Here is a 13,229-nt window from a genome sequence, read left to right on the forward strand (position 1 = left end):
GTGTCCGATGCACTTATCTGCGCGAGTCCGGCTTGATCTCCAACGTGAGCTGGCGCGATTCCGAATAAGCCTTACCTTCTCGCGTATAATGAAGCACCGTATCCTCCGTTAACTTTCCCGGCAGCAGCTTCTTTCGGTCAATTACAAGACGATAAGTCGTATCGACGGCAAGCGACCGCAGCATCTCGTCCATTTGCTTGCGTGAAACGCGAACCTCCGCTTCGGTCTTCGGCGGCAATACACCACCTCCGTTGGTGCGCTGCAACCGCCTCACGCCCGAGTTGACCGCGTCTTCGAATGCGGCCTTAAGCGTATGCACCCACCTTTTCCGTGCAAGCTCCGGATCCCCGCGCATTAGGAGCACCGTGGTTCGCGCATTAGACGATTCCTGTTTGACCTCCGTCCGCCGCGTTTCAACTTGAACTTGGCTCAGGTAAGCCATTGGGTCGCGCACCGTATAATGCTGGGCTTGTTTAACCGAAGCCGCTTCCAGCCGAATCTGATCGTGGTGCTTGACTTCCCCCCCGAAGCGCACGATGTCCGTTACGCGTCCTCCGGTCTTCACCCCGCTTTGTCCCGTGAACCGATACGCGTCGACTCCGGACAACCCCGATACGGATAATTGCAGCAATTCCTTCGGTTCCTTCTCCACAAGCGGCTGCTCGCCGCACCCCTGCAGCGAGAACGCCGCGAGCCATAAACCGATCCCCGCCGCGGCATATTTTCGTCTATCCCCCATGCGCATCGAACCTTTCCTGTCGAATGACTGATCAAACATAGCGTCTGTATCCAGGCGGGTCCTTATGCGGGCGTGCGGGTTGCCGGTGACAAAGTCCTCATAAAATACAAAAACACGGGCTCTGACGGCCGTGTTTGTCGAAGTCTGACTATGATGCGACTATAATCCGGTTCCTTCCGCGGTTCTTCGCTTCGTACAAGGCCATATCGGCTTTATAGAAAAGCGACTCTACGCTGATTTTGTCATCCTCAAACGTCCACTCCGATATGCCGCACGATACGGTAACGCTCGGATGCGTCCCCTGTTCCACTCTTGTTCGAATGCGTTCGGCGATGCGGAATGCCTGCTCGGAACGGATCTGGGGCAAATAGACCGCCAGCTCTTCCCCGCCCCATCTCGCCGCAATGTCGCTTTCGCGGATACAGGAGCGAATCACGTCGCTGACGCCGATCAGAATTTGATCGCCAACCAAGTGGCCATACGTATCGTTGACCTGCTTGAAATGATCAATATCCACGACGACGAGCGAGCCGCACGGGTCTTTGCGCTGCTTGGATTGAATCCGTTCATTCAAATAATGACGGGCGTGCAATCCGGTCAAATTATCGGTGATCACCATGCGCCTGACTTCGGCATGAAGCGAGGCATTCGATATGGCAAGACCGATGTGCGTCGTGAGTACTTGAAGGAGTTTGTAATTATCATACGAGAAGAAGTTGGGCGACTTGTGGGTCACGATGATGACGCCTACGATGGATGCGCCATCCATAATGGGCGCCGCGATGATCGAGCGCGAACCGGTCTCGTCCATAAATTTGGAAGCCACCAGTCGCGTGCTCCAATAGTCGGACGTAATGACGGGCTCCTTCGTCCGGTGCACGATGCCGGCGTAGCCGTAATCAAGCGGCACCGCTTCTTTCATTAGGTAAGGCAAATTGCTCGCTACGTATTGGAAGACATCCTTCTCCCGGTTGAGCTGAAGGACGCAGCAATGATCGGCTTTGAAAATATGCAGCAGCTCGTTCATCGTAAATTCGAATATCTCGCTCAGCCGCAGCGACTGATTCAAGCGCTTGGTCAGCTCGTTGATCATTTGCAGCTCGGTAATCAGCACATTGGATTGCTCGTACAGCTTCGCGTTCTCGAATGCGGAGCCCGCAGTCGATGCGATAAGCGTAAAGGCTTTGAACTCCGACTCATCCCAATGTCTGCTGCTGAAGCTAACGCCGAGCACGCCGTAAACCGCCTGTTTGCCGCTCATCGGAATGGCCAGACGAACGCAGCCGCTCTTCAGCTGATCCTGAAGCGGGACCCCTTCGAGAAAGGCGCGTGAATATAGATCCTCCGGGTCGTTGCGAATGAGCAGCGGCTTAATCCGCGCATCTCCGTTAACGAAATCCTGGGACAAATATAAACTGAAATCCGCGAATGGCGTATAGCTCTCGATATATGCCAGCAGCTCCCTAATCACCGAAGAGACATCGTTCTGGTCATGCAGCCGCTTTCCGATTTCCAGCATGGCTTCCCGTCTTGTCGCTTCTGTCTCCGCCGCATGCTGTTTGTAAAGCGCCTCTTTCATCCGGACGTGTTCGAAGCGAGCCTCCAATATGGAACGAAGATGAAAGGCGGCCGGTTGGAGCACCCTCTGCTGATTCGTATCGGGTCCGCCCCATCCATCCGTCGCGGACCAGACGAGCACGGATAGCAGCTCGTCACCGGAGCGGCATCTTAACGGCTCGGCCGCGCAAGTCATCCCCTCTTGCCGTTGGCCCGTCGCGCAGGCGGTCGCGGCGACTCGGTTGCGATCCTCCTCCGACTGCCACGCCGAGTGCGTGCAGGCGATCAATTGACCTTCGGCACTAAATAGAGCCGCTTGAAACTTGTCAAATAAATAATCGCCCGTCTCGCTCATCCATTGTTCGAAGCTCTCCTGCATGATTTCCGCCGCTGCCGGCGCATCCATGGATGTCGCTTGCAGAACAGCCGCCTTCATGGACGCCGGTGTATCGCCGAACGCGTTTGCAACGGGGCGGTTATCCTCCGTCCGTCCAGATGGCATCGATTTATTCATATTCGCAGCACCCGCCTGAATATTATGTCTATGGTTCTATGAATATCATAGCTCAATTTGGGAAAATGTGCACTAGAATAGTCATATAATACTAGTTGACCCGGGCAAATTTTATCTGCTTTAGGTTTTGTTCGTGCAAGGGATTGTACTTGACAACACCTTGCGAATTTAATAAACTTTATAGATGAATATTGGTTCGGTTTTGTGTCACCCTCACGGAGGCTGTCGCTGTCAGGTCAGCGGCTGAACTTACCTGCCAGATGAACCCGCAGCGGTTCTTCTCGACAGCACTCGGCGAAACTCCAATTTTCGACCATAACTATTAAGAAGGAGTGTCACGACACATGGCACGCTATACAGGTCCTAAATTTAGATTGAGCCGCCGTCTGGGTATTTCCCTGAGCGGTACTGGCAAAGAATTGAAACGCGCTTTCCCTCCAGGTCAACACGGCCCTAACCAACGCAAAAAGCTGAGCGGTTACGGCGTGCAATTGATGGAGAAACAAAAACTGCGCCACATGTACGGCGTAAACGAAAAGCCTTTCCGCAACCTGTTCGACAAGGCTGCTAAAATGAAAGGTAAATCCGGCGAAAACTTCATGGTTCTCCTTGAAAGCCGCCTGGACAACCTCGTTTACCGTCTTGGCTTCGCGGGTTCCCGCGCTGGCGCACGTCAGCTCGTTTCCCACGGCCATGTTACCGTAAACGGCAAGAAAGTCGACATCGCTTCCTACTCCGTAGCAGTAGGCGACGTAATCGGTCTTCGCGAGCGCAGCCGCGCTCTGAAATCGGTTAAAGAAGCACTGGAAGCACGCAACTTCCTTCCAAACTACCTGGAATTCAACGATGCCGCAGTTGAAGGCAAGTATGTTCGCCTTCCTGAGCGCGCTGAGCTTCCACAAGAAATCGACGAGAAGCAAATCGTCGAGTTCTACAGCCGTTAATAAGTCGGGGCTGTCCGCCGCATTCGTTCGCGAATGCGGGAGGACAGCCCCTTCTTTTTGCATTTGTGTCTCTAGTCGCGGTCTTCCGCAGCTGATGGCCCTGGGTTCGGACTGATCGGAATGACCGTGGACTGCGGCGCTGATGGAGTCGCGACCGGTACTCTGCCTTTGGTCAATCCTTGAATGAGCGCACTCACATCCAAGCCGGATACATTCTTCAGCATCTCCGGCGCGGTCGCCATCAAGGAGGTGACGTAATTGCTGACTCTAGCGGCGCCTTCGCCATGTCCGGTATCGACCACCGTCAGCTTATCGATGCCTTTGATCGGCTCCGCCACTTTACCGGCAAGCTCCGGCAGCATTTTGATGACGATATCGAGTACGGCCGCTTCGCCGAATTTCTCGAACGCTTGGGCAAGCTTCTCCTTGGCTTCCGCCTCCGCCAAGCCGCGCAGCCGAATGACTTCCGCTTCGGCCGTCCCCTTCGCCTTCTCCGCCTCGGCAATCGCGAGACCTTCCAGCCGCTTTTGCTCCGCATTCGCCCGCGCCTCGGCTTCGATTCGATATTGCATCGCATCGGCTTCTCGCAGCCGTTTTGCTTTGTCTGCCTCGGCGGCTTGCTCGACCGCGTACCGTTCCGCATCCGCTTTCTTCTTCACTTCCGCATCGTATTGCTTCTCGCGGCGTAGAATTTCTTTCGCTTCCAGATCGATCTCGCGTTCCTTCCGCACGAGCTCGACGCGCATTTGCTCTTCGACGACGGATTGTTTGGCCTTTGCCTCATGAATGGCATAGGCTTGGTCCGCTTCGGCTTTGGCCGTATCCTGCTCCCGTTTGAAGGAAGCGACCTTCAACTCCTTGTCTTTATCCGCTTCGGCGATATTGGTATCCCGCAGCAGCTCCGCCTTCTGCCCCTCTTCTTCCGCTCTCGCTTTCTGTATTCTAGCATCGCGAATCGCTTCCGCTTCGGCAATGTCGGCGTCCCGCTTCACGGCCGCGATGCGCGGCTTGCCGAGCGCCTCTAAATATCCGTGTTTGTCGCGCACGTCTTTAATCGTGAAGGAGACGATCAATAGACCCATTTTCTTCAAATCGCGGGCGGCGACGCCCTGCACTTCTTGCGCGAATTTGTCCCGGTTCCGGTACACCTCTTCAACTGTCATCGATCCGAGTATCGCGCGCAGATGCCCTTCCAGCACTTCCTGCGCTTCGATCTTCAAGGACTCGATCGGTTTGCCCATGAACTGCTCGGCCGCGGTCGCGACATCCTCGATGGAACCGCCGATTTTGATAATCGCGACGCCGTCGGCCAATACAGGAACGCCCTGCTCCGTGTACACCTCCGGCGTGGAGACGTCCAGCTTATGGGAGAGCAGCGACAGAAATTCCGCCTGCTGAAAGATCGGCAGAATGAAGGCGCCTCCGCCACGCACGATTTTGATCCGCCGGCCCGATTCGTCCGACGCGACGTTCGCGCTGCCGAGGAATGAACCGGTTACGATCATCGCTTCCTCGGGTCCGACCGTCTTGTAACGCGCCCAGAACGCTAGGCCTAACACGACGATAACGCCCACGACGATCGAAGGTATGATTAGATAATCTGGCATGATGAATTTCCACCCTTCTCATTCAAGTTGTTATGTGTGGTGAGATGAATTAGAAATCGACTTTCGACACAAGCAGCGTTCCTTCTTGCCCGTTGACCTCGACCACGACGACTTTGGAGCCGGCCGGGATCGATTCTCCCTCGTAGCTAGACGCGATATGATGCGTGACCCCTCCGCCGATTCTTAGCGTAACCTCTCCATATCCGCCGGCGGGAACGGGCACCAGCACTTCCGCTAGCGTTCCGGCAAGGTCGCGAATGGAGTAGCCGACCGAGCTCTCGCTCCTCTCCATCGGCCGAATATAGAGAAAATACAAGCCTGCCGCCGAAACGATAGCGATGAGAACCGCTAGCGTGACCGTCGACGCCGGACCCGTACCCGCATAGCGATGAAGCAAGAGACCTGCGCCTCCGAATACGGTAATGCCCCCGACGATCGCCGTTGGTTGGAACACTCTATGACCGTCCAACGATAGGAAGTCCAACGCGCCGTCAAGCGCAAGGCTAAGCCAATCTCCGAGGATGACGCTAACGAGCGCGAACAAGATTCCCCCAGCCAAACAGGACCAGAATAACGCCTCCATATGCCCTCCCGTCAATCCAATTTTTTGAAGCCATTCCTGATTTTAATTACGCGCATTATCCCCGCAAAGTTGCGAATCTTTACGAATTATTTTAGCGATAAAAGAAAAAACGCAAGCAGAGACCCCTATGTTTTCGTTAAAATTCGGCAGCGGTTCCTGATATCCACGGTCGATTTATGCTATAATTACAACTGTTAATCGGAGGAGGAATCGATCGAAAGATGGATGAAGACCGTCAGCAGAATGCAAAAGGATACAGCGGATGGCGGACGTTCGGCGTCGTAACGCTCATTACGTTTAAATGGCTATTCATTTTTGGATTATTAATCGGATTATTGGTCGGCGGCGCCGTGACGGGCTATGTCGCCGCTCTTGTCAAAGATGACCCGATCCGCTCGCGGGCGGAGATCGAGGCGCAAGTCAACGAGAACGCAATCACCGGCTTTGCTTATTTCAATGACGGGCAAACACCGATCGGTCAGCTGCGAACCGAGGAAGACCGGCGGTTGATCGAGGAGAAAGATATTCCGCAGCTGATTATCGACGCGGTTCTCGCGACGGAGGATAACAACTTTTACGAACATATCGGCGTCGACATCAACGGTCTTGGACGCGCGGTCAAGCAGAAGGTGCTGAATGAAGACGTCCAAACTGGCGGCAGTACGCTCACCCAACAGCTGGCCAGACGCGTGTTTCTGAATTTGGACAAGACGGACAGCCGCAAAGTAAAGGAGATCTTCCTTTCGCTGCGATTGGAGCGTTTTTTGACCAAATCACAAATTTTAACGGCTTATTTGAACAAGGTGCCTTTCGGGACTGGCGCCAACGGCTATAATTTATACGGCATTAAAGCCGCTTCCAAAGGCATTTTCAACATCGCTGACCTCAACAAGCTGAATATCGCGCAAGCCGCTTATTTGGCCGGTCTGCCGCAGCGGCCGTCGGCGTATACCGCGTTCACGAGCAAAGGCACGTTCAACGAGAAGAACTTCAAGCTCGCGATGGACCGCCAGAAGACCGTGCTCTCCCGCATGCTGGAGACGAAGCGCATTACGCAAGCACAGTATAATGAAGCGATTGCTTTTGACATCAAAAGCACGCTCGCTCCGCTTACGAAGAAAGCTTATTCCACGTTCCCTTATCTCATGCTGGAGACGGAACGGCAGGCCGCTGAGATTCTGCTCATGCAGAAGGACCCGAACCTGACCTTGACCGATGTCCGCAAGAAGGAGAACGCGGCGCTCGTCGAGGAAGCCAGACAGGAGCTGCTGCGCAACGGATACCGGATTTACACCACGATCGACAAAAAGGTGTACAACCTGATGCACGCGATCGGCAAAGATCCGGATAATTTCTCGCCCGACAGCAAAGAGAAAGGCGTCGAGCAAATCGCCGCGATCATGATCGACCACAAAACAGGGGCGATCCTCGGCATGCTGGAAGGCCGCGATTTCTATGAAGAGCAAATGAATCATGCCACGCAGATGACGCGTCAGCCAGGTTCGACCATGAAGCCGATCGCGGCTTATCTGCCCGCCATCGAGAAAGGCCTCGTTCAGCCAGGGAGTATTCTGGACGATGCACCCGTCGTCTTCAAGGACGGCGTCAAAGGATTCCATATTCCGAAAAACTCGGATAATAGGTATCACGGTCTCGTGACCGCCCGGGAAGCGCTCAACCGATCGCTCAACCTGCCGGCGCTGAAAGTGTTCAACGATAAGGTCACGATTGCCGAAGCCTGGAATTTCTCGCGCAAGCTCGGGATTACCACGCTCCAGCCGGAAGACGAATATGCGCAGACCGGCGTTATCGGCGGTTTAAGCGTAGGGGTGTCCGTCGAGGAATTAACCAATGCCTATGGCGCAATCGCTAACAACGGAGTATTCAACGACGCTTACATGATCAGCCGGATTACCGATTCGGAAGGCCATACGATCTATGAGCACAAAGCCAAGCCGCAGCGCGTCTTCTCCGAGCAATCGGCGTTCCTGATGACCGACATGCTTCGCACCGTCATCTCGGACGGCAGCGGTACTGGCCACAAGTTAACGAGCGAGTACAAAAACTACAAGAAAATTCCGATTGTCGGCAAAACGGGCTCTACGCAGAGCTACGGCGACGTCTGGTTCGAAGGCTTTACGCCAGACATTACGCTTGGCGTATGGGCTGGTTACGAGAAGCAAGTTAATACGCTCTCCAAGGCCGGCCGAGCGCGGGCTAGACAGATCTGGGCTAAAATTATGAACGACGTGACGGAGGCAAGACCCGATCTGTTCCCGACCAAGGAATTCAACAAACCGGACAATATCGTCAAAGCGACCGTCTCGAGCGTAAGCGGCAAAAAGCCGACGGAATTGACGCGCTCGATGGGGATGCTGGTGACGGACTGGTTCAACAAGCCTTACTTGCCAAAGGAATCGGATGACGCCTTAATCAAAATGGCTTACATTCCTTATAACGGCGTCAACTACGTCCCGCAAGCGACCACCCCTTCGGACATGGTTCGCGAGCAAGTCGTGGTGAAACGGGAGAAACCGCTGGATGTCCTTATGGAGGAAATTGAGAAGGCGCAAGCCAAGCTCCCTTCGGACAGCAGACGCCCGATGAGCTTCTACCTGCCCATGGATGCGAAGCTTGACGCACCGTCGAAGACCGACCCTCGCACGGATGACGGCGCCGCCCCTACACCGCCGAGCAGCGTACGGTTGGAGCTGGTGCAAGGCAATAATGCCTTCCGCATCACCTTCGCGCCATCGCCGGAGAAAGATGTCGTCGGCTATCGCTTGTATCGCTCCGCGAGCGGTACGGCCTTTAAACGCAGCGGCAGCCCGGTGTTGACGGGCGAAGAAACGCGATTCGTCGATTATATTACGGCCGGCGTTCACTATGAGTATTACGTCACCGCCGTCGACGTGGGAGGTCGTGAATCTGCTCCAAGCTTCATCATCACTTCGAACGGCCAACAAATCGGCGGTCCCCCTGCCGATCCGTCTGACGGTACGGAGCAAGCAAGCGAGGGAGACGGCGTTATCCTTCCGGATAACGGAAGCAGCGCCACAGATACAGATCCGCTGCAGGCAAGACCCGCGCCCCCGACCGGTCTGAATGCGATCACCACGTCCCTCGGCGTTCGGATTGAATGGCAGCCGAACCCGGGCGCGGAGCAAGTGACCGCGTACAACGTGTATTACAGTGCGGGAAGCGACAACAATTATCAGAAGCTCGCCACCATCGCGGACACCAAATTCGACTACATCGTCTCCAACGTGAGCGGCATGTATTTCGTTACCGCCGTCAATGCGTCTGGCGAATCCGATGGTTCCGCCGCATTAACGGTCAACACGCAACAATAGAACGAAAAAAGCTTCCATCCGGTAATCCGGATGGAAGCTTTTTTGATTTGGTAAGGGATAATAGCGGTTTAATCTTCGATTGTTGACAGATCGCCCGTTGGTAAATTCAATTCCCATGCTTTAAGTACCCGGCGCATTATTTTGCCGCTGCGGGTCTTCGGCAGTTTATCTTTGAATTCGATCTCGCGCGGCGCCGCATGAGCCGACAATCCGTCTTTGACGAATTTGGCAATCTCGGCTTTCAGTTCATCGGATGGGCTGAATCCTTCACGCAGCGCGATGAACGCCTTGATAATCTCACCGCGCATCGGATCCGGCTTCCCGATGACGCCTGCTTCAGCAACGGCCGGATGTTCGACGAGCTTGCTCTCCACCTCGAACGGCCCTACGCGTTCGCCAGCCGTGTTGATGACATCGTCAATACGGCCTTGGAACCAGAAGTAGCCATCCTCGTCCTGATAGGCGGAATCGCCGGAAATGTACCAACCCGGAATGCGGAAGTATTCCTCGTACTTCGCCGGGTTGTTCCAAATTTGGCGCATCATCGAAGGCCATGGCGTCTTGATCGCCAGATTGCCCATCCGGTATGGAGGAAGCTTATTGCCGGCATCGTCGATGATCGCCGCTTCCACGCCAGGCAGCGGCTTGCCCATCGAGCCTGGTTTGATATCCATGCATGGATAGTTGCAGATCAGCTGGCCGCCCGTCTCGGTCATCCACCATGTATCGTGAATGCGCTGGTTGTACACCTTTTGCCCCCAGCGTACCACTTCCGGATTTAACGGCTCGCCGACGCTCAACACATGTCTCAGGCTGCTCAGGTCGTATTGATTCACGACATCGTCGCCTGCCCCCATCAGCATGCGGAATGCGGTTGGCGCGCTGTACCACACCGTCACTTGATATTTCTGCAGTGTCGCGTACCAGTCCTGCGGACTGAACCGGCCGCCGCGAATGACGTTCGTCGCGCCGTTCAGCCAAGGAGCGAAGATGCCGTAAGACGTACCGGTAACCCATCCCGGGTCTGCCGTACACCAGTAAATATCGTCGGGCTGCAGATCGAGGACGACGCGGCCCGTGAAGTAGTGCTGAATCATAGCATTTTGGACGTGCAGCACGCCTTTCGGCTTGCCCGTCGAACCGGATGTGTAATGGATGATGAGGCCGTCTTCGCGGTCGAGCCATTCGATCTCCGCTTCTTCGGAAGCGCCGTTCATGAGAGCATGATAGTCGACGATGCCCTCTTCCTCCGGCACATCGTCGCCAACGACGATAATGTGCTTCAGATCCGGCAGCTCGCTGCGAAGAATGCGAGGCAGAAGCGCCGGCGTCGTCACGATCGCGACCGCGTCGCTGTCCTGCAGCCTATCGCGCACGGCGGTTTCCATGAACGCCTCGAACAACGGTCCGACAATCGCGCCGACTTTCAGAATACCAAGCAAGCTCGTATAAAGCTCCGGCGTGCGCGGCATAAAAATGAATACCCGCTCGCCTTTGCCGATGCCGAGACCGCGCAGTACGTTCGCGAATTTGTTGGACTGGTTCGCGATTTGTTCGTATGTGTAGGTCTCATCGCGTTTCGCATCGCTGTAATATAACGCTACTTTCCCCCCTCTGCCTTGTTCGACATGCCGGTCGACTGCCTCGTAAGCCATGTTTACTTTGCCGGTTTCGTGCCAGGAAAACTGCTGCTCCACCTGCTCGAAATTAAACTGCTTGTAGGTTTCTTCATAACTTGCCATGTTGGAGCCGGAAGCCGTTGCCGAAATCCGTTCTTGATGCATGTTTACCATACTCATCATCCTCCCAAACATTATAAAGGCAGTCGCCTGAACGCATCCCTTCAAGTAGGGACACATCCGCTTTGAAGCAGCGAAATTACGCGACTTTTCACGTATCGAGTCGAGCGTTCGCGGAAGAATAAAGAATGCGCTTTCATGATTATACCACAGCTGCTGGTCATTCATCCATTCTTTTCATAAAACCAAAACCATGTTATAAGTGTAATTAGCAATTACTTGTCCGATTCGTAACCGGACAAGGTGCGATGAAAGGAGCTATGACAGTTGGAACATCGCAAGGTGATGCACTCGGAGCGTCTCCCCTATCAGAACCGCGACATCATTATCGAAGGTCCGGTACCCGCTTCGGATCTCGCGCGATACGCGCTGCATCCGGATCTCGACGCATTCCGCAGGCCGCCCGAACAGCATAAAGCGCTCATCGAAATCGCCGAACTGGCCGAAGGACGGATCATCGTCGCCCGTGATGGGGAGACGATAATCGGCTACGTGACGTTTCATTATCCGGACGAGCTGGAGCGCTGGTCCGAAGGCGGCATGGAGGATCTGATCGAGCTTGGCGCCATCGAGGTGGCAGACAGCTACCGATCGCTCGGCCTGGGCAAACGCATGATCCGGACGGCGTTCGAGGATGAACAATTGGAGAACGCCATCGTGTTTACGACGGAATATTACTGGCACTGGGATTTGGAAGGCACCAAATTAAACGTATGGGATTATCGTTCGATGATGGAGAAGCTGATGCAGTCTGTCGGGATGGTCTGGTATGCCACGGACGATCCGGAAATCTGCGCGCATCCGGCCAATTGCTTGATGGTTCGCATAGGCAAGGACGTTCCGCTCTCCTCGGTAGAGCAATTCGACCGCGTCCGGTTCCGGCAGCGGTTCATGTATTAATGAGGAGGACGATGGGACGATGACGGCGAATGCCGTATTTATACATCATCCGGGCGCTGCCCGGTATCAATTCCACGACAATCACCCTTTTCACCCCAAACGGCTGCCGCTCGCGGCGGACTTGCTGCGGGAAGCCGGCGCGCTTCATGACGGAGACCTGCGGATAGCCGACAGCGTGGACGAGAGCGTGCTTGCGCTCGTTCATCGGCAAGACTATATTGATGCGGTACGAGAATTAAGCGCGTCCGCCCCTGCATCGAATTGGATCGAACAAGCCGAACGTTATGGATTGCGGTCCGAAGACACCCCCTTTTTCAACGGCATGCACGAAGCGGCCGCGGCGATTGTCGGCGGATCACTTCAAGCTGCCGAGCTGGTCGCATCCGGTCAAGCGCTTCATGCTTATCATATGGCGGGCGGCCTGCACCATGCCTTTCCCGAGCGAGGCTCCGGCTTCTGCGTCTACAACGATGCCGCCGTGGCGATCGCGGCCGTACGTCAGAAATACGGCATGCGTATCTTATATGTCGATACGGACGTCCATCATGGCGACGGCGTGCAGTGGGTGTTCTACAACGATCCGGATGTTTGCACGTATTCCATACACGAGACGGGCAAATATTTGTTCCCCGGCACGGGATTTGTCCATGAACGCGGGAGCGAGCACGGGTTCGGCACCAGCTTCAACATCCCCGTCGAGCCGTTCACCGAGGATGATTCCTGGCTGGAGAGCTTCCGGCTCTCGCTCGAAAAAGTAACCGCTTCCTTCAAGCCGGATATGATCATCAGTCAGCATGGATGCGATGCCCACGCGCTGGACCCGCTGTCGCATGTTCACTGCAGCATGCGCATCTATCAAGCTATGCCGGCCATTATTCATGAGCTGGCTCACCGCTATTGCAGGGGCCGTTGGGTAGCCATCGGCGGCGGCGGCTATGACATTTGGCGCGTCGTACCGCGAGCATGGTCGCTTGTCTGGTTGGAGATGACGAATCACCCGATCAGCGCTAAGCTCTCCGCAGAAGGCCATAACGAACCTCTCCCGGCTTCCTGGATCGAACGTTGGGCGGCCGAGAGCCCGGAGGCGCTGCCGACGCACTGGCTCGACGAAGTCGACGGCTGGGCGCCGATGCCGCGTCGAAAGGAAATTACCGAACGCAATCGTCATACCGTTCAAATCGCGCTGCAGCACCTTTAGCACAACAGAAAGGCTAGCCGACAAACTCGAGTAGA

At 55.2% G+C, this 13,229-nt stretch carries 9 protein-coding genes; 4 read left to right on the plus strand and 5 right to left on the minus strand.

The annotated features are described in order from the left end of the window. Positions 1 to 13: 13 nt before the first annotated feature. A complete protein-coding gene (locus ACFSKT_RS17995; RefSeq protein ID WP_377719611.1) occupies positions 14 to 739 on the minus strand; it encodes a hypothetical protein in 726 nt (241 codons plus the stop codon). Between the two features lie 148 nt (positions 740 to 887). Continuing rightward, positions 888 to 2,810 (minus strand): sensor domain-containing diguanylate cyclase, encoded by a 1,923-nt coding sequence (locus ACFSKT_RS18000; protein WP_377719610.1) that lies wholly within the window; start codon positions 2,808 to 2,810, stop codon positions 888 to 890. A gap of 344 nt (positions 2,811 to 3,154) precedes the next feature. On the opposite strand from ACFSKT_RS18000, the gene rpsD reads away from it, so the two are divergent. After that, the gene (gene rpsD / locus ACFSKT_RS18005; protein ID WP_377719609.1) at positions 3,155 to 3,754 is read left to right on the plus strand and encodes a 30S ribosomal protein S4; all 600 of its coding nucleotides are present in this window, start codon (positions 3,155 to 3,157) and stop codon (positions 3,752 to 3,754) included. 71 nt (positions 3,755 to 3,825) lie between these two features. Here rpsD and ACFSKT_RS18010 read toward each other — a convergent pair whose 3' ends face one another. Further along, a complete protein-coding gene (locus ACFSKT_RS18010; RefSeq protein ID WP_377719608.1) occupies positions 3,826 to 5,361 on the minus strand; it encodes a flotillin family protein in 1,536 nt (511 codons plus the stop codon). 49 nt (positions 5,362 to 5,410) lie between these two features. Beyond that, positions 5,411 to 5,944 carry an NfeD family protein gene (locus ACFSKT_RS18015; protein WP_377719607.1) on the minus strand — a complete coding sequence of 178 codons (534 nt, stop codon included), beginning with the start codon at positions 5,942 to 5,944 and terminating at the stop codon, positions 5,411 to 5,413. A 221-nt stretch (positions 5,945 to 6,165) separates the two neighbouring features. Here ACFSKT_RS18015 and ACFSKT_RS18020 point away from each other — a divergent pair, with 221 nt between their 5' ends. After that, complete coding sequence (locus ACFSKT_RS18020) at positions 6,166 to 9,297, plus strand: transglycosylase domain-containing protein (protein ID WP_377719606.1); 3,132 nt, start codon at positions 6,166 to 6,168, stop codon at positions 9,295 to 9,297. Positions 9,298 to 9,365: 68 nt separating this feature from the next. On the opposite strand, the gene acsA is transcribed toward ACFSKT_RS18020, so the two are convergent. Next, entirely contained in the window at positions 9,366 to 11,090 is a 1,725-nt protein-coding gene (acsA, locus tag ACFSKT_RS18025) for an acetate--CoA ligase (protein WP_377719605.1), read from the minus strand. 273 nt (positions 11,091 to 11,363) lie between these two features. Between acsA and ACFSKT_RS18030 the strand changes: the two genes are divergently transcribed. After that, entirely contained in the window at positions 11,364 to 11,996 is a 633-nt protein-coding gene (locus ACFSKT_RS18030; RefSeq protein ID WP_377719604.1) for a GNAT family N-acetyltransferase, read from the plus strand. A gap of 19 nt (positions 11,997 to 12,015) precedes the next feature. Next, positions 12,016 to 13,194 carry an acetoin utilization protein AcuC gene (locus ACFSKT_RS18035; RefSeq protein ID WP_377719603.1) on the plus strand — a complete coding sequence of 393 codons (1,179 nt, stop codon included), beginning with the start codon at positions 12,016 to 12,018 and terminating at the stop codon, positions 13,192 to 13,194. The last annotated feature ends 35 nt before the right edge of the window (positions 13,195 to 13,229 follow it).

It is taken from the genome of Paenibacillus xanthanilyticus (assembly GCF_042682185.1).
Taxonomy (GTDB): domain Bacteria; phylum Bacillota; class Bacilli; order Paenibacillales; family Paenibacillaceae; genus Paenibacillus_Z; species Paenibacillus_Z xanthanilyticus.

What these genes read in the sequence shown, in the direction of transcription:
- ACFSKT_RS17995 (WP_377719611.1), bottom strand. Translation starts at nt 739, where the DNA reads ATGGGGGATAGACGAAAATATGCCGCGGCGGGGATCGGTTTATGGCTC.
- ACFSKT_RS18000 (WP_377719610.1), bottom strand. Translation starts at nt 2,810, where the DNA reads ATGAATAAATCGATGCCATCTGGACGGACGGAGGATAACCGCCCCGTT.
- rpsD (WP_377719609.1), top strand. Translation starts at nt 3,155, where the DNA reads ATGGCACGCTATACAGGTCCTAAATTTAGATTGAGCCGCCGTCTGGGT.
- ACFSKT_RS18010 (WP_377719608.1), bottom strand. Translation starts at nt 5,361, where the DNA reads ATGCCAGATTATCTAATCATACCTTCGATCGTCGTGGGCGTTATCGTC.
- ACFSKT_RS18015 (WP_377719607.1), bottom strand. Translation starts at nt 5,944, where the DNA reads ATGGAGGCGTTATTCTGGTCCTGTTTGGCTGGGGGAATCTTGTTCGCG.
- ACFSKT_RS18020 (WP_377719606.1), top strand. Translation starts at nt 6,166, where the DNA reads ATGGATGAAGACCGTCAGCAGAATGCAAAAGGATACAGCGGATGGCGG.
- acsA (WP_377719605.1), bottom strand. Translation starts at nt 11,090, where the DNA reads ATGGTAAACATGCATCAAGAACGGATTTCGGCAACGGCTTCCGGCTCC.
- ACFSKT_RS18035 (WP_377719603.1), top strand. Translation starts at nt 12,016, where the DNA reads ATGACGGCGAATGCCGTATTTATACATCATCCGGGCGCTGCCCGGTAT.